At 62.5% G+C, this 20,175-nt stretch carries 23 protein-coding genes; 8 read left to right on the forward strand and 15 right to left on the reverse strand.

All coding sequences use genetic code 11. From position 1 onward, the window contains the following. Window positions 1-88: 88 nt before the first annotated feature. The 12 genes from ABVQ20_RS37890 to ABVQ20_RS37945 all read right to left on the reverse strand — a co-directional run bounded on the left by ABVQ20_RS37890 (window position 89) and on the right by ABVQ20_RS37945 (window position 10,669). Window positions 89-673, reverse strand: a complete 585-nt coding sequence (locus ABVQ20_RS37890) for a tetratricopeptide repeat protein (protein ID WP_354464924.1) — start codon at window positions 671-673, stop codon at window positions 89-91. A 209-nt stretch (window positions 674-882) separates the two neighbouring features. Next, window positions 883-1,008 carry a type B 50S ribosomal protein L36 gene (gene ykgO, locus ABVQ20_RS37895; RefSeq protein WP_006327841.1) on the reverse strand — a complete coding sequence of 42 codons (126 nt, stop codon included), beginning with the start codon at window positions 1,006-1,008 and terminating at the stop codon, window positions 883-885. Window positions 1,009-1,245: 237 nt separating this feature from the next. Further along, complete coding sequence (locus ABVQ20_RS37900; RefSeq protein WP_354464925.1) at window positions 1,246-2,322, reverse strand: 5-(carboxyamino)imidazole ribonucleotide synthase; 1,077 nt, start codon at window positions 2,320-2,322, stop codon at window positions 1,246-1,248. After that, entirely contained in the window at window positions 2,319-2,816 is a 498-nt protein-coding gene (purE, locus tag ABVQ20_RS37905; protein ID WP_354464926.1) for a 5-(carboxyamino)imidazole ribonucleotide mutase, read from the reverse strand. The genes ABVQ20_RS37900 and purE overlap by 4 nt, the downstream gene beginning before the upstream one ends. A 107-nt stretch (window positions 2,817-2,923) precedes the next feature. Continuing rightward, complete coding sequence (locus ABVQ20_RS37910; RefSeq protein WP_354464977.1) at window positions 2,924-4,150, reverse strand: serine hydrolase domain-containing protein; 1,227 nt, start codon at window positions 4,148-4,150, stop codon at window positions 2,924-2,926. Between the two features lie 100 nt (window positions 4,151-4,250). After that, complete coding sequence (locus tag ABVQ20_RS37915; RefSeq protein WP_354464927.1) at window positions 4,251-5,693, reverse strand: alginate export family protein; 1,443 nt, start codon at window positions 5,691-5,693, stop codon at window positions 4,251-4,253. Window positions 5,694-5,882: 189 nt separating this feature from the next. Then, entirely contained in the window at window positions 5,883-7,088 is a 1,206-nt protein-coding gene (locus tag ABVQ20_RS37920; RefSeq protein ID WP_354464928.1) for an aminotransferase class V-fold PLP-dependent enzyme, read from the reverse strand. A 25-nt stretch (window positions 7,089-7,113) separates the two neighbouring features. Continuing rightward, window positions 7,114-7,575 carry a RidA family protein gene (locus ABVQ20_RS37925; RefSeq protein WP_354464929.1) on the reverse strand — a complete coding sequence of 154 codons (462 nt, stop codon included), beginning with the start codon at window positions 7,573-7,575 and terminating at the stop codon, window positions 7,114-7,116. A 35-nt stretch (window positions 7,576-7,610) separates the two neighbouring features. After that, entirely contained in the window at window positions 7,611-8,405 is a 795-nt protein-coding gene (locus tag ABVQ20_RS37930; RefSeq protein ID WP_354464930.1) for an amino acid ABC transporter ATP-binding protein, read from the reverse strand. Between the two features lie 4 nt (window positions 8,406-8,409). Further along, a complete protein-coding gene (locus ABVQ20_RS37935) occupies window positions 8,410-9,060 on the reverse strand; it encodes an amino acid ABC transporter permease (protein WP_354464931.1) in 651 nt (216 codons plus the stop codon). Then, the gene (locus ABVQ20_RS37940) at window positions 9,061-9,726 is read right to left on the reverse strand and encodes an amino acid ABC transporter permease (protein WP_354464932.1); all 666 of its coding nucleotides are present in this window, start codon (window positions 9,724-9,726) and stop codon (window positions 9,061-9,063) included. Between the two features lie 70 nt (window positions 9,727-9,796). Continuing rightward, the gene (locus tag ABVQ20_RS37945) at window positions 9,797-10,669 is read right to left on the reverse strand and encodes a transporter substrate-binding protein (RefSeq protein WP_435528500.1); all 873 of its coding nucleotides are present in this window, start codon (window positions 10,667-10,669) and stop codon (window positions 9,797-9,799) included. 123 nt (window positions 10,670-10,792) lie between these two features. On the opposite strand from ABVQ20_RS37945, the gene ABVQ20_RS37950 reads away from it, so the two are divergent. Further along, window positions 10,793-11,581 carry an IclR family transcriptional regulator gene (locus ABVQ20_RS37950; RefSeq protein ID WP_354464933.1) on the forward strand — a complete coding sequence of 263 codons (789 nt, stop codon included), beginning with the start codon at window positions 10,793-10,795 and terminating at the stop codon, window positions 11,579-11,581. A 6-nt stretch (window positions 11,582-11,587) separates the two neighbouring features. Here ABVQ20_RS37950 and ABVQ20_RS37955 read toward each other — a convergent pair whose 3' ends face one another. After that, window positions 11,588-11,791 (reverse strand): YdcH family protein, encoded by a 204-nt coding sequence (locus ABVQ20_RS37955; RefSeq protein ID WP_354464934.1) that lies wholly within the window; start codon window positions 11,789-11,791, stop codon window positions 11,588-11,590. 240 nt (window positions 11,792-12,031) lie between these two features. Between ABVQ20_RS37955 and ABVQ20_RS37960 the strand changes: the two genes are divergently transcribed. The 6 genes from ABVQ20_RS37960 (at window position 12,032) to ABVQ20_RS37985 (ending at window position 15,874) form a co-directional block, all read left to right on the forward strand. Beyond that, entirely contained in the window at window positions 12,032-12,205 is a 174-nt protein-coding gene (locus tag ABVQ20_RS37960) for a YdcH family protein (protein WP_227344845.1), read from the forward strand. A 327-nt stretch (window positions 12,206-12,532) separates the two neighbouring features. Continuing rightward, window positions 12,533-13,783 (forward strand): flavodoxin-dependent (E)-4-hydroxy-3-methylbut-2-enyl-diphosphate synthase, encoded by a 1,251-nt coding sequence (ispG, locus tag ABVQ20_RS37965; RefSeq protein WP_354464935.1) that lies wholly within the window; start codon window positions 12,533-12,535, stop codon window positions 13,781-13,783. Window positions 13,784-13,788: 5 nt separating this feature from the next. After that, on the forward strand, window positions 13,789-14,643 hold the full coding sequence (locus ABVQ20_RS37970; protein WP_354464936.1) for a lytic transglycosylase domain-containing protein: 855 nt from the start codon (window positions 13,789-13,791) through the stop codon (window positions 14,641-14,643). A 102-nt stretch (window positions 14,644-14,745) separates the two neighbouring features. Further along, the gene (locus tag ABVQ20_RS37975) at window positions 14,746-14,949 is read left to right on the forward strand and encodes a phosphotransferase-like protein (protein ID WP_354464937.1); all 204 of its coding nucleotides are present in this window, start codon (window positions 14,746-14,748) and stop codon (window positions 14,947-14,949) included. Window positions 14,950-14,966: 17 nt separating this feature from the next. After that, on the forward strand, window positions 14,967-15,050 hold the full coding sequence (locus ABVQ20_RS37980) for a phosphotransferase-like protein (protein ID WP_354464979.1): 84 nt from the start codon (window positions 14,967-14,969) through the stop codon (window positions 15,048-15,050). Between the two features lie 59 nt (window positions 15,051-15,109). Beyond that, window positions 15,110-15,874, forward strand: coding sequence for a Stf0 family sulfotransferase (locus tag ABVQ20_RS37985; protein WP_354464980.1), 765 nt, complete (start codon window positions 15,110-15,112; stop codon window positions 15,872-15,874). 3 nt (window positions 15,875-15,877) lie between these two features. Here ABVQ20_RS37985 and ABVQ20_RS37990 read toward each other — a convergent pair whose 3' ends face one another. Further along, window positions 15,878-18,217, reverse strand: a complete 2,340-nt coding sequence (locus tag ABVQ20_RS37990; RefSeq protein ID WP_354464938.1) for a response regulator — start codon at window positions 18,215-18,217, stop codon at window positions 15,878-15,880. A gap of 87 nt (window positions 18,218-18,304) precedes the next feature. Beyond that, the gene (locus tag ABVQ20_RS37995) at window positions 18,305-19,222 is read right to left on the reverse strand and encodes a polyprenyl synthetase family protein (RefSeq protein WP_354464939.1); all 918 of its coding nucleotides are present in this window, start codon (window positions 19,220-19,222) and stop codon (window positions 18,305-18,307) included. A gap of 78 nt (window positions 19,223-19,300) precedes the next feature. Between ABVQ20_RS37995 and ABVQ20_RS38000 the strand changes: the two genes are divergently transcribed. Continuing rightward, window positions 19,301-20,062: a biosynthetic peptidoglycan transglycosylase gene (locus ABVQ20_RS38000; protein ID WP_354464940.1), complete on the forward strand. Its 762-nt coding sequence runs from the start codon at window positions 19,301-19,303 to the stop codon at window positions 20,060-20,062. Window positions 20,063-20,175: the final 113 nt, after the last annotated feature.

Raw genomic sequence — 20,175 nt, forward strand, 5'->3', positions numbered from 1 at the left:
CTAGGCAGTAGCCAGTAGGCAGGAGGCAGGAGGCAGGAGGGGAGGTTCAGGCGCCTAATGCCTATTCCCTACTGCCTAATCCCTTGGATCATATGCCTTCGCCGGCGAGTTCTTCCGACAGCGTGGCGACCTGGTCCTGGGCGTTGCGCATCATCGGATAGATGGCCAGCACCTTCTGCCAGGCTTCGAGTGCGGACTGCTTGTGGCCGGTCAGGGCCATGATCTGCGCCAGGCCCGAAAGCGCGCCGAAATGGCGTGGCTCCAGCTGCAGCGCATGGTCGATGTCGGACATCGACTTTCCAAGATTCTTCATCATGAAATGCACGGTCGCGCGGCGGTTCCAGCCCTCGGCGTAGTTTGGCTGCAAGGTCACCACCTGGTCCAGGAAGTCGAGTGCGACGTCGAACTTCTGGTTCTCGATCGCCTTTTGCGACCACTGCATCATCAGGTCTATCGATGCACTGCCGGATTGGGACCATTCGCCCCAGATGCGCCCGGCAATCCGTTCCGCGGCCTTCTCGTTGCGCTCACGCTTCAGATCGATGAACAACTGGTCGAGACGGGCTTCCTTGGTCGCGGCAACCGGAGGGTTGACCGGCTCATCCGACCAGGCCGGCACCGCAATAGAGCCGGACAGAAGAAGGGCGGTGAGAAATGCCTGGAGAATCCGCATCAACGGAACCTAGTCCCGGACAGCGGAACGTCAAACTGAATTTCGTGTGAGCGGCCGGCAGGCCGAAAAGCAGAGCACCGCGCGTCCTTGCGGGCGCGCGGTGCTCTGGCATTTTGAATTTCCGCACCGTGCTTTCCGAAAACTATCCGAATCTCGGACCGTTTCGGTGGCATCACGCAGACCGAGGCCAAGGGCCTCCGGCCGGGAACTCAGCCCTGGCGAGCCTTGTAGCGCGGAGCGGTCTTGTTGATGATATAGACGCGGCCCTTGCGGCGAACCAGCTGGTTGTCGCGGTGACGTGCCTTCAGCGCCTTGAGCGAATTCTTGATCTTCATGGTCTTGCCTGTCGGTCTGGGCCCACCGGGCCTAATTTTTAAGGCGCGCCAGAAGACGCGCCTTTGAACTTGTGCGTGGCTCATAAACGAGGAGCCTTGTCCGTGTCAACCGTAAGCGTGCTGCATAACGGATCGGATTGGCCGGTGCCATGAAATATCCGTCACAATACCTGGCGCGGCTGATCAGGCAGCTCAGGGCCGGCTTGATCGGCCAGGGATCAATAAGCCGGGCAACATTCAGCCGCGCCGACTGATCCGCGTAAAATGCCCCATCTTGCGGCCGGGACGCGCTTCGGCCTTGCCATAGAGGTGCAGCATCAGGTCGGGTTCGGCAAGCAGTTCGGGAACGCGCAGGACGTCGTCGCCGATCAGGTTTTCCATGACGCAGTCCGAATGGCGGCCGGGATTTCCCAGCGGCAGACCGGCCACGGCACGGATGTGCTGCTCGAATTGCGAGACGATACAGGCGGCTTCCGTCCAGTGGCCTGAATTGTGGACGCGCGGCGCGATTTCGTTGGCCAGCAGCGAACCATCGGCAAGCACGAAGAATTCGACGCCGATGACACCGACATAGTCGAGCGCCGACAGTATTGTGGATGCAGCTTCCTGCGCCGCTATCACCGTACCGGCGCTTATGCCGGCCGGCAGCGTCGAGGTGTGCAGGATGCCGTGGCGGTGGACATTCTCGGCCGGGTCATAGGCGGCGACCGCGCCGTCAATGCCGCGCGCTGCGATCACCGAAATCTCGCGCTCGAACGGCACGAAGGCTTCGAGGATCAGCGGAACATTGCCCATCGCCTCGCAGGTGCCGGCAAAGCCGCCCGCTTCAACGTTGCGGAAGACACGCTGGCCCTTGCCGTCATAACCCATGCGCCGCGTCTTCAATATGCCGCTGCCGCCAAACGCCTTCAGCGCCGCCGTCAGCTCGTTGTCATTGTCGACGGCGCGGAAATCCGCGGTGGCAATGCCGATGCCATTGAGGAATGTCTTCTCGGTCACCCGGTCCTGCGCCACCTCCAGCGCACGCGCCGGCGGATGGACGGGCACTTTGGCGGCAAGCGCGCTGGCGGCCTCGACCGGAACGTTCTCGAACTCATAGGTGACGGCGGCGCTGGCATCAGCCAGTTCGGCGAGAGCGGCCGGGTCGTCATAGGCGGCTGTTATCTGCCGGTTGGCGACCTGCGCCGCCGGGCAATCCGGTTGCGGCTCCAGCACCACGGTGCGGTAGCCGAGGCGCGCCGCGGCCATGGCCAGCATGCGGCCAAGCTGGCCGCCGCCGATGATGCCGATCGTCGATCCAGCAGGCAGGCTCACGGCGTATCCGTCGGTTCGATCGCGACCTTGGCGGTCTGGGATGCGCGCCAGGCATCGAGCCGGGCGGCAAGCTTTTCGTCGTTGAGCGCCAGCACGGCGGCGGCCAGAAGGGCGGCATTGGCGGCGCCCGCCTTGCCGATGGCCAGCGTGCCCACCGGAATGCCGGCCGGCATCTGCACGATGGAAAGCAGCGAGTCCTGTCCCGACAGGGCCTTCGATTCCACCGGCACGCCGAACACCGGCAGCGGCGTCATCGCCGCCGTCATGCCGGGCAGGTGGGCAGCACCGCCGGCGCCGGCGATGATCACCTTGTAGCCGGCCGCCTTGGCACCCTTGGCGAAATCATAGAGCCGGTCGGGGGTGCGGTGGGCCGAGACGATCAGCCGCTTGTGTGGGATGCCCAGCGCTTCCAGCGTTTCGGCGGCGTGGCGCATGGTCGCCCAGTCGGACTGGCTGCCCATGATGATGGCGACGTCGGCGCGTTGATCGTCCAAGCTTTTGCTCCCCGGCGACAAAGGCGCGCATTAGCGGAATTCGCCAAAAGCCGCAAGGATGGGCAGCGCAGGCTGTGTGCCGGCACTGCCCGCGCCGTGGCTGAATGTCACTTCATCAGGTGCCTGGCAAGCGCTTCATAGGCCGGCAACGATGTCGGATCGTTGGCGGCATTGCCGGCAACGGGGTTGGAGGCAAAGCGCGCGATGACCATGTGGGCCGCGGGATCGATGTAGATGGCCTGCCCATGCACCCCGCGCGCCATGAAGGCGCCGTGCTCGTTGTTGGAGATCCACCACATGCCGCGGTAGCTCCAGCCCTTGAGGAGAGAGTATCCCGCTTTCGCGAATGCCGCCTTGTCGCCGCCGGCGCGGATATCAGCGATCGCCGCTTCGGGCACTAGGCGCTGGCCGTTGATGACGCCGTCATCGAGAAGCAGCAGGCCGATCCGGGCCATGTCGCGCAGGCCGGCGTTGAGGCCGCCGCCGGCAAAGGGCGTCCCAATGGAATCCACAGTATAATAGCCGTCCTGCTCGGCGCCCATCTTGCTCCAGATCCGCTCCGACAACAGGTCGGCGACGGATTTGCCGGTGACGCGCGCTATGATCCAGCCAAGCGCATCGGTGTTGATGGTTTTGTAGCCAAAGGCGCTGCCATGCTCGCCTTCCTTGCGCACCGTCTGCAGGTACTCGAAATAGGTACGCGGACCCGAATAGTCGGCAGGCTTGGGCAAGGGGTTGCCGGCCGCCGAATAGATCCACACATCGGCATCGGGATCGGCGTAGTCCTCACTGTAGCGGAGGCCGGTTGTCATATCCAGCACTTGCCGGGCGGTCGCATCGCCGAATGCACTCTTGGCCAACTCCGGCACGATGGTGGCGACCTTGGCGTTGGCGTCGAGCGTGCCTTCGGCCACCAGCATCTCACCCAGCAGCCCGGTCAGCGATTTGGTCACCGACATCGCCCCATGCTGGCCGGTATCGTTCAGGCAGCCAGAGTAGCGCTCGTAGACCACGACGCCGTTATGCAGGACGACGATGCCGTCGGTGTAGTTGGCCGCCAGCGATTCTTCCCAGCTCATCGGCTTGTCGCTGCCCAGCGGGATGAATGTGACGGCGTCGATCGTCGGGTCGAGCTTGCGTTCGAGCGGCATCGGCGCGCCGATGCCACGGCTGACACCAACCGTCGGCATCAGTTGGCGGAAATGACAGGCGGTCCAGCGCAGTTTGGGAAAACTGAAATAGTCGGGGTCGGAAAATCGGATGATCTTGTCCGGCGGCGGGGGCGCGCCGACCATCCATCCGAGTTTGCCGGGATCAGACGCTTCGGCTGACATGGGTTTTGTCTCCTCGGCATGAGAAATCGCCGGCACGATCGCCGCGCCAAGCGCCAAGAGCAGCATGGCGGCAAACCGGGATTTCCTCGTGGCATCCGTCTCAGTAATTGGCGACGACATTGACGTAACCTCCTGTCCAGACTGGCAGATTGCCGTTGACGAGCGATGCCGATCCGGGCCCGGGAAAAGAAACACTGAAGCCGGTGGTCAGATAGATATTCTGGGTCAAGACGCGGTTGTATTCGAGGTAGATGTCATCGGCGAGATGCCTGGCCGTGGCACCCGTGATCGCGTTCGGCACGCCTTCGGAAGAGTCGTCGACACGCGTCGCCTGGCCGAACTGGATCGGACTGCGCAGTTCATTGACGTCGATATAGGAATAGCGAAGGGTGAAGGTGTCGCGAGGTGTCGGCGTCACGCGCAGGCTGATCTGGTGGGCGTTGACGTTGGAGTTGATGAACAGCATCGAGGATTTCGATCCGGTCGACCAGGAACTGGGACTGCCCTCGTAGAAGAGCGGATCGAAGCGTTCGAGCTTCGAGGTGGAAGGATTGTCGCCCGAAAATGTCTGGTACGAATAGGAGATGGTTGGCGCCCATGAATATTCAGCGAAGGTGTAGCCGACCTGAACGCGGCCGGCCCATGCCGCCATGTCGATGCGGTTGTTCCATTCATAGGCGAAATCGCCGCCAACGAAGAAGTTCTCGAAGCTCCCCCGCTCCGGGCTGACGCGACCATAGAGGTTGACGAAATTCAGGCCATCGCGACCCCCCGGCAGGATACTCGGCGCACCGATGCCGTTGGGCGCGGCTTTCGGATAGGGGGCATCGGAGGACAGCACGTGGCCGATCGTGGCGCCGGCAAAGTTCTCAGGCCCCGCGTCATAGCGAAGGTCGGTTCCGACGATCCTGGTGTGGCTGTCGGTATCGGACAGCTCGTTGGCGTCAAGGTAGAAGGCAGTGCCTGTAAAGCCGTCGATGCCGACCCGTCCGATCGCGGACTGTTCCCATGCCTTGCGCGGCCCGAGTTTGAGCGCGCCGCGATCAAAGCCGCTGGAGCCACCATTGGCGAGCAGCATGCCCGTGCCCGCCTTGAATTCGCGCGGTCCGGCCGAGACGTCGAATGTCGGGCCATCCTTGTTTGTGGAGCGCATGCCGAGGTAACCCTCCTCAAGGGTTATGCGGCCGGTGTTGCCGGTGTCGTAGGCGTCGATGCCAACCGTGCCTGAAGCCACCAGCGAGATCATGCCGTAGGCCGACACGACGGAGGTAAGCTCCTTGGAGAAGCTCAGGCCGGGTTTGATGTAGCCTTCGAGCCAGGTCGGGTTGGCATTGAAACCAGCGGATGGTGCGAACGTGTCGGCATAGTTCCAGAACAGATTCTGTTCGGACACGACGTTCAGGCCAGCCTGAAGATGAGCCCTGACCACAAGCCCATCGCTGTCGAGCAGCACCATGGGATCGTCAGCGAGTGCCAAGCGGGGGATGAAGAGCGCTCCGGAGAACCAGACAATAGCGACGGGCCATAGTCTATCCCGTTGCATTCGCATGTCCTGATGCACGCATGTCATTTGTTCTCCCGGCGAGTCACTGCCAGTGTGATTTCCGCCCAGCCTAGACTATCGGCGCTCCTTCTTCTTCATTTTCTGCGACTGGCGGATAACGCTCGGGCAATTGCTTTCGGCGAGGACTGATTGCCTACGTGTTCAATGTTGTCATTGGCAGGAACGGCCCTAATCCGGCCAGCGCAAGGCGCCGGACGAATCCTTGCGAGCGGTCTTCATCGCATCGGCGGGCCGCTCAGTCGCGGTCAATATGGCGCGCAGCCGTTCGGCGACGATTTCTGCTTCGCCCGGATGAAGGTTGCAGGGATCGAGGAAGAAATGACCGCGCTCGACCTCGTGGTTGCGCACGATGATGGGCGGCGAACCCGCCGCCAGCGCCGAGGCGAGACCTGTGGCGGTGAACCGGCTTTCAGGTGACACGAAGATCTGCAGCCGGTCGAGCGGATTGGCGGTCGGATCGGGTATAATCTTCGCGAAAATGCCAGGCAGGCCGTGTAGCGTGTCCTTCCACAGCTTGAGTGCTGCTTCCTCGCGCTGGCGGATGCCGGCATGGTCGCGCCTTTCCCAGGCTTCCAGCGCGGCCATGGTGCCGGCGATGCTTTCCTTGCCGACCTTCATGGCGCGCGCGACGCCGCGGTTCTGCAGGTAGGCGGCCCGCACCAGATCCTTGCGCCCGGTGACGATGCCACTGGTCGGCCCGCTGAGGAATTTGTGGCCGCTGTAGATAACGATGTCGGCGCCGCGCGCCAGGAAGCCGCGTAGATCGTATTCGGAAGCCGCGTCGACGATCACCGGAACGCCCTTGGCGTGACAGATCTCGCAGAATTCCTCCAAGGATAGCATGCCGTACTGGACGGTGTGGTGAGCGACCACATAGAGGCCCGCCACCGTGCGGTCGCGGATGGCGTCGCGCACATGATAGTCCTGCGTCACGCTGACGGTGCCGGCCGGGATGGTCTTTGCGCCCGCCAGCCGGATCGACTGGTCGATCGGCGCGCCGTAATTGACGATGTGGCCGAGCTGGACGATGACCTCAGACTTGAGGCCCTCCGTATCATCCGGCAGCCGCTCTATGGCGAGCAGGTTGTTTCCGGTCATCGCGCCGGCGATGGCCATGGTGATGCCGCTGGCGCAGCAGGCTGTGATGAAACCGGCCTCGCCGCCGGTCAGGCGCGCGACAACCGTGCTTGCGGCACGCTGCAGGTCATCCATCTCCACCCATTGCGAGGCGATTTCCGACATGGCGCGGATCGCTTCCGGGACAATGATAGACGCGCCGAGCGCGGTCATCGTGCCCGACACGTTGATGATCGGGCGAAGGCCGAGCCGTTCGCGGATGGTGGTGTTGGAGCCGTCGGCGGAAGTGGTTTTCATTTCTGCATATCCCATTGGTGACAGGTCAGGCGGCGATCTCGACGACCGCCTCGATTTCGACCGTGATGTTTCCGGGCAAGGAGCCGACGCCGATCGCCGAGCGGGCATGGCCGCCGATCTTGTCGAACACATCGGCGAAGAGATCGGAGCATCCATTGACCACTTTCGGGTGGTCGCTGAAGGTCGGTATCGCGTTGACGAAGCCGAGCAACTTGACGATGCGCACGATGCGGCCGAGGTCGCCGGCGGCTGCGTGCATGACGGCGAGCAGGTTGAGACCGGTGAGGCGGGCATGGCCATAGGCCTCCTCGACCGTGACATCGTCTCCGACCTTGCCAGTGAAGAGCGTGCCGTCGGGGCGTAGCGGGCCCTGTCCGGACAGGAAGATCAGCCGTCCACTTTCGGCATGGGTGACGAAGTTGGCGATGGGCGTCGGCGGTTCGGGCAGCGTCAGGCCCAACTCGGCGAGCCGGATGTAAGGCGTCATGAAAAAAGCTCCTTGCGACGGCTTTGCCGTCCGGGTCAGAAATGCGAGGCGCGGAAGCGCGCCAGGAAGGTGCGGAGGCGCTCGTTGTCGGTGTCCGCCGCCAGGATTTCGGCGGGCGGGCCGGCCGCGCTGACGCCGCCGTCGGCCATGAAGATGATGCGGCTCGATGCGTCGCGGGCGAAGGCCATCTCATGCGTGACCATCACCATCGTCATGCCGTCCTCGGCCAGGCTGCGCACGACCTCAAGCACTTCGCCAACCAGTTCCGGGTCGAGCGCCGAGGTTATCTCGTCGAGCAGCAGGATCTTCGGTCCCATCGCCACGGCACGCGCAATGCCGACGCGCTGCTGCTGGCCGCCGGAAAGTTCGGCAGGCAGGCTGTCGGCCTTGTGGGCGAGGCCGACCCGGCCGAGCCAGTGCTCGGCGATGGTGCGCGCCTCGGCGTTGCTCTTGCCACGCACCTTGGTGAGGCCGAGCATGATGTTGCCGGCGGCCGTCAGATGCGGAAACAGGTTGAAGCTTTGGAACACCATGCCGGTCTCGGCGCGCATCGCGGCCAGGTCGCGTTCGCTGCGGCGCTGTCGTGTTCCGCTGTCGCGGTAGCCGACCTCCTTGCCGTCGATGCGGATCGAGCCGCCATCGTAGCTTTCCAGGAAGTTGACGCAACGCAGCAGCGTGGTCTTGCCGCTGCCCGAGGGGCCGATGACCGTCACCACTTCGCCGCGCGCCACCTGCAGGCTGACCGAGCGCAGCACTTCGACGGCGCCGAAGGATTTGGAGACGTTGGAGACGTCGAGAAGGGCCGGGGTGGCGTTCGAGCTGGTGGACATCTTGCTATTCCCGGATGAAGGAGAAACGCCGCTCCAGCCGTCGGCTGGCCAGCGAAAGCGTATAGTTGACCGCGAAGTAGATGAGCGCGCCGAGGATATAGAGCGGCATGGCTTCGTAGGTGCGGCCGATGACCTGGTTGATGGCCTGCATCAGGTCGGTGACGCCGAGCAGCGATACCAGCGCGCTGCCCTTGACCGCATCGGTGACGCCGTTGATCCAGGGCGGCAGGAAGCGCCTGAACGCCTGCGGGAAGATGACGTAGGCCAGCCGCTGGCGAAAGGTCAGCCCGATCGCCATCGCCGCTTCAGACTGCCCCCTTGGTATGGAGCCGACAGCGCCACGCAAATATTCGATGACCTGCGCCGTCTTGAAGAGGGTGAGCGCCAGCACCGCCGCCCAGAATGACTGGAGATGGATGCCGACGGCAGGCAGGCCGTAATAGACAAAGAAGATGAGCACCAGGATCGGTATGCCGCGAATGGTGTCGCTGAAGATGCGTACCGCCCAGCGCAGCGGCGCCGGGCCGTAGACAAGGCCGACGCCCATGATCACGCCTGCAATCAGCGAAAACACCACGACCAGCAGCGATACCCAGAGCGTCAGGGCAAAGCCCTGGGCCAGGAAAGGCAAGGCATAGGCAATCTGGCTGGTCATCTAATGCGCCACCTTGAACCAGCGCTCGAGAAGTCTGAGCGCATAGAGAAGCGTATAGCCCGTCAGCAGGTACATAGCCGTCACAACGAGGTAGACCTCGACGATCCTGAACGTGTTGAAGTTGATCCACTGGGCGCCGTAGGTCAGTTCGGGGACCGAAATGACCGATGCCACGGATGTGTCCTTGAAAAGGGAGATGAAGGTGTTGGAAAGTGCGGGCAGCGTTATGCGCAGCATCGTCGGCAGGCGCACATGCAGCAGCCTTTGCCAGGGTGTCAGGCCGATCGCCTTGCCGGCGTCTATCTGGCCACGCGGCACAGCTTCGAGCCCGGAGCGAAACACCTCGACCAGATAGGCGCCGCTGTAGAGCGCCAGTGTCGCCACGAACGAAGTCTGGGCGCTGTAAGCGAGATCGACCACCGTGGGCAGGCCGTAAAAGACGAGATAGACGAGCAGGATCAGCGGTACGTTGCGGATGAATTCGACATAGGCGGCGATGATGGTGCGCACCACGCGCCCGGCCGAAACGTACCAGACCGCCAGAACCAGTCCGATGACGATGCCAATGGCGATCGAGATCACGGCAAGCTCCAGGCTGAGCAGCAGTCCGCCCCAGAGCTTGTCGAAATGGCGCCAGATCAGGTTGAAATTGAGGGCATAGCCCATGCGTCCGCCTCTGTGTCGAGGGCCGTCGGCGGACGGAAGAGCGCTGGATACGCCCTTCCGTCCCTGCGGATCAGATGACCGGGAAGCCGGGATGGCGCGCCGGCGGCTCCTGCCCGAAATAGTCCTTGAACGCGGCGTCATAGAGCGCCGTCTCATGACCGAACATGGCGATGGTGAAGGTCGCGTTGACGAAGGTCAGCCAGTCGAGATCGCCTTGCCGAAGTGCCGCGCCGTAAAGCATCGAGAACCAGCTCTTGCCAGCGTCGAAATATTTGTCCGGGTTGCGCGAGGCGAGCCAGCGCACCGTCGAAAGATCGACCGCTGCCGCGTCGACGCGCTTTGATTCCAGGGCCTGCAGCACGTTGGCCTGGGTGTCGATCTGCATCACTTGCGACTGCGGCAGTGCCATGTGCACCGATGCCTCCGCATCGACATTCTGCAGGATGGAGACGCGCGTTGCGGAACCCGCGGCAAGCAGCTTGTCGAAGGTCTTGTTCTCGGCGGTCGGCAGGGTCAGAAGGGCGACGCCCTCGACATAGTAGGGCCTGGAGAAATTGATCAGCTGCGAGCGCTGGGCGCTCATGGTCATGAACTGGATGGTGATGTCGACCTTGTTGGTGGTCACGTTTGGAATCCGCTGCGAAGGATCCTGCATGACGAATTCGACCTTGGTCGGGTCGTCGAAAAGCCCCTTGGCAAGAATGCGTCCCATGGTGATGTCCATGCCGACAAGTTCGCCGGCATCGTTTTCGAAATGCCAGGGCGCGTTGGTGCTGCCGGTGCCGACGATCAGCTTGCCGCGATCGAGCACAGTGCGCAGCAAGCTGTCGGATGCGGCCTGGGCCGCGGCCTTCTGAGCATCGACGGTTGCCAGCACGCCAGCCGTGGCCAGTCCCGCCATTCCCAATTTCAGAAAATCACGTCTTCCGGATGTGTCGTTCACGGCGACCTCCTTTCGTGTTGTTCCCCTTGAACGGATCCACGCGTCAGTGATCTCTAGCCGATTGTCTCTTACAAGAGACGCATGTATCCTGTACAAGACAGATACTAACACCAGGAATCGACAATGCAAGATGGCAATGCCGCAGCAGCTTCAGCCGACGAGAAGACATCGGGATCGCGTGAAAAGGGGCTCAACCGGGTGCTCGAGATCCTGGAGTTTCTTCACACGACCCAGCGGGCGATCGGTATTGGCGACCTTGCCAAGGGGGTGAACGCACCTCGCTCGACGACCTACACGCTGGTGCGTTCGCTTGTTGACGCCGGCCTTCTGGAAATGACCGGCGATGGCAACCGCGTCTATTTCGGCAAGAAGCTCTATCTCTACGGAATGGATTATGTGCGGGGCAACGACCTGCTCAGAAGGGGACGTCAGGAGGTCGACAACCTCTCGCGCGAGACAGGCGAAACCTCGGAACTCTGCATGCTGCAGAGCGGCCGCTACACGATCGTCCACTCCAGTCCGGGCACCAGGCCGTTCCGCATCAGCTCCGCCACCGGCTTGCAGATACCGCTGCCCTGGACCGCGTCGGGACGGCTGCTTCTTTCCGGCTTCGAGCGAGCCCGGATCGAGGGCATGGTGTCGCAGGATGACCTTGTCCTGCCGGACGGCCGCAAATTGCTGCTCAACGACTTCATCGCCGACATAGCGAGGGCGCAAACCACCGGCTACTGCGTCACGTCGGGCCTTGTCGACGCCTATACGAAATGCCTGGCCGCGCCGGTCTTTTCAGCGCCCGGCAAGGTCGAGGCGACGATGTGCCTGGTTGTTCCCATCGACACTTCCGAGGAGCGAACCGGCGATCTCATCGGCTTGCTGCGCGACCGCGCCGCCAGGCTTTCGATCGCCGGATAGGCTGCCTCACGCAATGATGTCGGGGATGATCTTGTCTTCCAGCGCCATCAGCCGGTCCTTCAGGAACAGCTTCTTCTTTTTCATGCGCTGTACCTGCAGCGGGTCGCAATTCATCGCGATCATCGCGTTGATCGCGGCGTCGAAATCGGCGTGTTCCTGCTTCAGCCGGGAAAATTCGAGGCGAATATCGGCCTGTTCCTGATCGGACATTCTCTACCGTATTGATATCTGCGGCGCCCAAAACTGGGCCTGATTGGGCGGGGCCGGCGTCTTTTGCAACCGGCGGGCAGCCCATATCACATTTCGTATTGTCGTGGAATGCTACCACGGATCATTCGACATCGCTTCCGGATGGTGGCACAGTGTCATCGTGCCGTCACAGATGCGACCTGCGGTGGATGTGCCTTTGACGGCTGCAATCGAGGAAAACCATGAAAGGGAGAACCAATCATGTCTCTTGCATCCCATCTTGATGAGTTGCAGCGGAAACACGGCGACATCGAACGCGAGATCGATGACGCGATGAACCATCCGTCGGTCGATGACCTCGATATCGTGAATCTCAAGCGGCGCAAGCTGGCACTCAAGGACGAGATTGAAAAACTGAGGGCGACCACACACTAACGCCCCGTTGATTTAGTAGCCACAGTTTGGATTTCCTGCCGGCGGCATCCGCCGCCGGACAGTGGCTGTTGGTCTTGGCGCAGGCGGCCGGAAACCGAGGCTGGGTTCCGGAGCTATTTTTGTTGTCTCTGACTGTATGAGATCCAAGGATTTTCCGGTCTCATCCCTGGTCTGATTTGAAGCAGTGGCGACCTGTCGCCATTGACAAGCCATCTTTGCTCCTCCACCTCATGCCCGGACCTTGGCGCGTCGCCGCCGCAACCGGATACGGTTTTCGGGAAGCGCGATGCGCAGATTCAAAAAGTGTTGGACAAAGGGTAGCCGGCCATGACCGGATATTTCTCCTCTCCATTTCCGCGTCGCACCTCGGTCGGTGTCGATGTCGGCGGTGTGATGGTTGGCGGCGGCGCCCCGGTCGTCGTGCAGTCGATGACCAACACCGACACGGCCGACATCGACCAGACAGTTGCGCAAGTCGCGGCGCTGCATCGCGCCGGCTCCGAGATCGTGCGCATCACCGTCGACCGCGACGAGAGTGCCGCGGCCGTGCCGCGCATCCACGAGCGGCTTCAGCGGCTTGGCGTCAATGTGCCGCTGGTTGGCGATTTCCACTATATCGGCCACAAGCTGCTGGCGGATCATCCGGCCTGCGCGGAAGCGCTCGCCAAATATCGCATCAACCCCGGCAATGTCGGCTTCAAGGACAAGAAGGACCGGCAGTTCACTGATATCGTCGAGATGGCGATCAGATACGACAAGCCGGTGCGTATCGGCGTCAATTGGGGCTCGCTCGACCAGGAGCTGCTGACCCGGCTGATGAACGACAATCAGGCCCAGGGCTTTCCGCTGACGGCGCAGGAAGTCACCCGCGAGGCGATCGTGCAATCGGCGATCCTGTCGGCCGAGATGGCCGAGGAGATCGGTCTCGGCCGCGAGAAAATCATCCTGTCGGCCAAGGTCAGCGGCGTGCAGGACCTGATCGCTGTTTATACCGAACTCGCCACCCGCTCCAACCATGCGCTGCATCTCGGGCTCACCGAAGCCGGCATGGGGTCGAAGGGCATCGTGGCTTCTTCCGCCGCTATGGGCATCCTCCTGCAGCAAGGCATCGGCGACACCATCCGCATCTCGCTGACGCCGGAGCCGAATGGCGACCGCACGCGCGAAGTGCAGGTGTCGCAGGAACTCCTGCAGACGATGGGTTTCCGGCAGTTCGTGCCGATCGTCGCCGCGTGCCCCGGCTGCGGTCGCACGACGTCCACCGTGTTCCAGGAACTCGCCCAGAACATCCAGGCCGATCTCCGGAAGAACATGCCGGTGTGGCGCGAAAAATATCCCGGTGTCGAGAACCTCAAGGTCGCGGTGATGGGCTGTATCGTCAACGGTCCGGGCGAGTCCAAGCATGCCGATATCGGCATTTCGCTGCCCGGCACCGGCGAGACGCCGACAGCGCCGGTATTCGTCGACGGCAAGAAGGCCGCGACGTTGCGTGGGCCGTCGATCGCCGCCGATTTCGAGAAAATGGTCGCTGACTATATCGAGCAGCGGTTTGGTCGCGGCAAGGCCGCGGCCGAGTAGATCAGATGCAGCGTTTCCTCTGGGCGACGCTGGTTTTGCTGTGTGGACTGACCTGGTCGACTGTCGTTCGGGCCGATCCGCCCCAGTCGGCCAAGCAGCGGCTGATCGACAAGGTTTGCAATCTTATCGAGGCCTATGCCGACCAGAACGGCCTGCCGAGGGATTTCTTCGCCCGGCTGATCTGGAAGGAAAGCCGGTTTGATCCCAATGCGGTCAGTCCCGTTGGCGCCGAGGGCATCGCCCAATTCATGCCGGGCACCGCCAAGATGCGCGGCCTCGCCGATTCCTTCGACATCACCCAGGCGATCCCGGCCTCGGCAAAATATCTCGCCGAGATGAAAACCACCTATGGCAATCTCGGCCTTGCTGCGGCCGCCTACAATGCCGGCGAGAACCGGGTGTCGCGCTGGCTGAGTTCCGGCGGTTTCCTGCCGATGGAGACCGAAAGCTACGTGTTCGACATCATGGGCGAGCCGGTGGACAAGTTCACCGACACATCCTACGCCGGAACCTCCCAGCCGCTTGATGCCAAGGTGAGTTTCGCTGTTGCTTGCCGCAGGTTGCCATCAATCATGTCGACGACCGTGGCGATGGCCTCGATCAACGTCATGCCATGGGGCGTGCAGGTGGCCGGCAATTTCCGCCGCTCCGCTGCGCTCAACCAGTGGCTCAGGGTGAGAAGCCGGTTTCCAGCGTTGCTCGCCAGTCATGATCCGGTGGTCAGCCGGGTGCGCACGCCAATCGGCCGGCGCGGCATCTATGCGGTCAGAATCGGGGCCGATACCAGAGCCAATGCCGACATCATCTGCCAGAAACTGCACAGCGTCGGTGGCTCATGCCTGGTCATGCGCAACCGGTAGAACAGTCGGAAATTCCTGATGAGGGCACTGTCGGTATGACCGCCAAGATCATTCTTCTCAATGGCGTTGGCAGTGCCGGCAAAAGCTCGAGCCTTGCGGGGCATGCGGCACGCCATCGCCGCCATGGCGGGGCAGGGCAACAACCTGATTGTCGACGATGTGCTGTGCCACGGCGAAATGCCGGAATATCTCGAGCTGCTCGCCGACTTCGATCTTCACCTGATTGGCGTGTTCGCGCCACTGGAGGTCCTCGAGGCTCGTGAAGTCCAGCGGGCCGACCGGTTGCCGGGGCTGGCGCGCTGGTAATATGGGCGCGTAAGGGCATCCGCTACGATCTCGAAGTCGACACCAGCACGCTTACGCCGTTGGAATGCGCCCGTCGCATACAGCGGAAATTTCGGTTATAGGCGCCCATCATTTGCCAGGGGCGGTTGCGCTGCCTTCGACGACCAGCATGGGCTGTAACATGTTTGACGGATACATAATCTGCGGCACGCCGAGAACCGGGAGCACTTTGCTGTGCAAGCTTCTGGCGTCGACGAGGACGGCCGGCGATCCTCACTCATTCTATCGGCGGCAGGACGTGTCGGAGTGGGCCGAAGAGTGGAATCTGCCCGCTCGCGATATGATGGGCGAGCTTGAATTCAACACGGCCTACCTCAATGCGGCAATCAGTGCCGGCAAGGGTGGGACGGGCGTCTTCGGCCTGCGCCTGATGCGCGAAAACCTGGATGAGCTTTCAGCGATCCTCGATCAGATTTTCCCTGGACTTGCGTCAGACACGGCGCGTTTTGAAAAAGCTTTTGGTCGCATGCTCTACATACACCTCTCGCGTGAAGACAAGCTTGCGCAGGCCATTTCCCTGATCAAGGCGCAGCAGACCGGTCTCTGGCACATCGCTCCCGATGGCTCCGAGATCGAGAGGGTAGGACCGGCGCAAGAACCCCAATATGATTTCGAGCGGATCAAAGGTGAACTCGCCGAACTCGAAGCCTATGATGCGGCCTGGAACGTTTGGTTCGCAGCGCAAGGCCTAACCCCGCTGCGAATTGGCTATGAGCGTCTTTCCGCCGACCCGGCGGCGACATTGCTGGGCATCTGCGAGGTCCTCGGCGTTCAGCCCCCGAATGCCGAAGATGTGCGGCCGGGCGTTGCAAAGCTCGCCGACGAGACAAGCCTCGACTGGATGCGCCGCTATTGTTCGGATGCGCCTGTCCGAAGCTCTGAGTAGGGGCTAAGCCGTCTTGGCCACCACCACCGTCTCGCTCAGCCAGGTGCCGATCTTCGTCCCCAGGCGGTCCGGGGAAACCGGCTTCGGCAGATAGTCATCCATGCCGGCCTCGAGGCATTTGTCGCGGTCGCCCTTCAAGGCATGCGCGGTGACGCCGATGATCGGTATGTGGCTGCCTGTCGTGGCCTCCATGGTCCGGATAGCGCGCGTCGCTTCGTAGCCGTTCATCTCGGGCATCGAGACATCCATCAGGATCAGCTTGGGTCGCAGCGCCCGGTACATTTCGACCGCGGTGCGGCCATTGCCGGCGATGCGGTAGCTCAAGCCCAGCCCATTGAGGATCTGGCCGAAGACCAGCTGGTTCACGTCATTGTCCTCGGCGATGAGGATGTCGATCGGGCCATTGGGCGTCACCGTTGATTCCGGTGCGGTGGAGACCGGCATGGCAGGGCCGCGAATGACGGTGAAGGCCGGCACCGACGGTTGGGCAACGGCGACCGGTTCGCGAACGAACTGTGCCTTGCTGCCTTGCGCGCGGGCCTTCTGTATCACGGAGATGACCGTGCCAAGCAGCACGGCCGAGCGCGCCGGCTTGGTCAGGTGCGCCGATATGCCGTAATCGATGATCATCCGACCGAAATCAACCTGATCGACCGACGTCAAAAGCACGACCGGAATGATGTTCAGCCGACTGTCGGCGGCGATGGCTCTGGCGACATCGGCGCCGTTCATGCCGGGCATTTGATAGTCGAGGATGATGCAGTCGACCGCCGCACCCAACTGGAAGGCGCGGTCGAGGAAAGCCAGGCCGACAGCGCCGCTTTCGGCGGCGGCGCAGTCGAAGCTCCAGCTTCGGAGCTGTTCGAGCAGGATTTCGCGGTTGACCGGATTGTCGTCGATGACCAGCACGCGTGCGCCGGTGACATCGACCGGCACGATCTCGTCGCGTTGCTGGGCCTGGTGCGCGGGCAGCGGCACGGCAAACCAGAACACCGAGCCGCGGCCGATCTCGCTCTCGACGCCGATCTTGCCGCCCATCAGGTCGACGAGGCGTGCGGCGATCGCAAGGCCAAGACCGGTACCTTCATGGCGGCGTGTCGAGGAACCGTCGACCTGGGCAAACTTCTCGAACACGTTCTGCAGCTTTTCGGCCGGGATGCCGATGCCGGTGTCCTCGACCCGGACCTTGAGCTGAACAACGCCATCGATGATATCGCCGCCGACATCGATCAGGACATGGCCTTTTTCGGTGAATTTCACCGCATTGCCAAGCAGGTTGGTGATGATCTGCCGGAACCGCCCGGCGTCGCCGACGACAAAGGCGGGCAGACGCGGGTCAACGCGGACGATCAGTTCCAGGTTCTTCTCGGCAACGCGCGCCGACACCAGGGTCGCCACGTCCTCGACCGCTTCGGAAAGGCGGAAGGGCGCCGGGTCCAGCGTCAGCTGGCCGGCATTGATTTTCGAAAAATCGAGGATGTCGTTGATGATGGTCAACAGCGCATTGCCGGACTTGACGATGACATCGGTGAAGGTCTTCTGGCGCGGCGTAAGCTCGGTCTTGGCAAGCAGTTCCGCCATGCCCAGCACGCCGTTCATCGGGGTGCGGATCTCATGGCTCATATTGGCCAGGAATTCCGATTTGGCGCGGTCGGCTGCCTCGGCCTTGAACAGCGACGCCGCGGATTCGGTGAAGGCACGCCGGATCGCCTTTTCCATCGGGCGGAAGATCCAGAAGGCGACGATGGCGAGCACGGCGAACAACAGCCCGCTTGCCCACAAGAGCAGCCTGTCGCTGGCGGCATCGGCCAGATGGCGCTCGTCGTCCATGGCGGTGCGGACACGGACAAGCATGGGCTGTGCAACCAGGTCGTTCTGGTTGCGGATCTCGCGATAACTCCACTCGTCGGCCTTTTGTGCCACCGACATACGGTTGAAATTGCGCACCATGTCGCGCGGCGACCAGAACAGGTCGCCGTTGACGGACGCGGAATCGAGCTCGTCTACGGTCTGCTTCGAGAGGCGCGGCCGGATCGCGGCGATCTGGGCATCGAGTGCATCGATGTCGCCGGTCAGGCGCTCCGAATGGCCACGCGCCGATGTGGCGAGCGCGTCACGCGTTTCCGTCTGCCAGGCGGTGCCGGTCGTTTCGGCGAAACTTGTCGCGTTGCGCAAGTCGCGCGTGAAGACGACGAGGTTGCTGCTCACGGACTCGATGTCGCGACGAAAGGAATTCACCCGATCCAGCGCAACCATGATCGCGGCGGAGGCGAGTGCGAAAATCAACAGTCCTGAAAGGTAGCGAATCCGGATCGACCGGATAAAGGAAGAATATTCCGGCATGCGCAACCCCAACACATACGCATCATTTTAATGATGGGGATTACGCTTCATTTACATTAAAATTTCGTTCGTGGAGCAAAGCCGCCCTTAGTTGCTGCGGACTGCCACGAATTTGGCGGCTTCCTTCAGAAGTGCCGCGCGTTCGCCATAGGGCTCGAGCAAGGCATGGGCCTGATCGACGAGGCCCTGGAGCTGGCTTCGCGCCCAGGTCGCGCCATGCAGCGCCACCAGCGTCGCCTTGCCGGCCGCCGCATCCTTGCCGGTCGCCTTGCCCATCTGGCTCGCATTGGCCGTCAGGTCGAGCAGGTCGTCGGCAAGCTGGAAGGCAAGCCCGATCGCCGAGCCGAACTCGGCCAGCCGCTCGCGGTCTTGCGCCGGGGCGCCGGCGACAATCGCACCCGCTTCGCAGGCAAAGCGGATCAACGCGCCTGTCTTCATTGCCTGAAGGCGGATGATGCCGGCCTCATCAGGCCGGTTTCGTTCGGCTTCGAGGTCGAGCATCTGGCCGCCGACCATGCCGCCGACGCCGGCGGCGCGGGAAAGCGCCAGCATCAACGCCACCTTTCGATCCGGCGGCAGCACGGTCGCTTCGTCGGCGAGGATGTCGAAGGCCAGTGTCAGCAGGGCATCGCCGGCAAGAATGGCCGTCGCCTCGTCGAAGGCCTTGTGCACGGTCGGCTGGCCACGGCGCAGGTCGTCGTCGTCCATGGCCGGCAGATCGTCATGGATCAGCGAATAGCAATGCATGCATTCAAGGGCTGTCGCCACGCGCCAAGCTGCCTCGCCATCGGCGGAAAACAACGCGGCGCTCTCCATGACAAGGAAGGGGCGCAGGCGCTTGCCGCCATTCAGCACACCGTGGCGCATCGCCGCCATCAAACGTTCCGGCCGCGCGATTTCGCCGGCAAGCGCGCGTCCATCGAGGATTTGGCGCAGTTGCGCCTCGATCGCGGCCGCGTGCTCGACAAGGATCGTTTCGAACGCCATTTGATCGTCTTTCGTCATGGCCGGGACGGGTAGCCGACACTCAGACATTGCGCAAGAAGCCAAGCGCCATTATGCCGGGAGGGGGAGTAGCACGGGTTGGGCGGCTTGACGGAACCGATCGTCGATCACGAAACCGAAGGGCTGGACATGGCGGGGAGACCGAAAGGCGGCAACCGCATCGGTCTCAAACGCTGGGTCCGGCGCGGCATTGCCGTACTCTTCGTGATGGCGCTGATCCCGGCGGTGCTGACCTTCCTCTATCTGCCATCGTTCGTGCATCCGGTTTCGACGCTGATGCTGAAGGATCTGGCGACGTTTTCAGGCTACGACCGCCGCTGGGTTTCGATCGACGACGTGGCGCCGGTGCTGGCGCATTCGGTCATCATGTCGGAAGACGGGCAGTTCTGCTTCCATCGCGGCGTCGACCTTGGTGAATTGAAGGGCGTGGTCGACGACGCGCTCGCCGGCGAGGCCACGCGCGGCGCGTCGACCATCACCATGCAGACCGTGAAGAACCTCTTTCTGTGGTCTCGGCCGCTGGGCACGGTTCGAAAGGTCGTCGAACTGCCGCTGGCCGTCTATTTCGATGCCGTCATGTCGAAACGGCGCATCATGGAAATCTATCTCAATATCGCCGAATGGGGGCCGGGCATCTATGGCATCGAGGCCGCCGCCCAGCATCATTTCGGAATTTCGGCCAAACAGCTGTCACGGCGGCAGGCGGCGCTGCTGGCCGTCACCTTGCCCAACCCGATCGAACGCAATCCGGCAAAGCCGGGACCGGGCCTCAAACGGCTCGCCAACCTGATCGAGCGGCGGGCGGGCCGGTCCGGCGCCTATGTCGGTTGTCTCCAGTAGCCAACTCAAAAAAATTCGCGGTAGTGCTGGCCAAAACGGCACAGGGCGTGTATAGGCACCCGACTTTCTCAGATTCCGGCCCCTGAAACGGCCCTTTCACGAGGGCAGGCGGG

The sequence above is a fragment of the Mesorhizobium shangrilense genome (assembly GCF_040537815.1).
Lineage (GTDB): Bacteria > Pseudomonadota > Alphaproteobacteria > Rhizobiales > Rhizobiaceae > Mesorhizobium > Mesorhizobium shangrilense.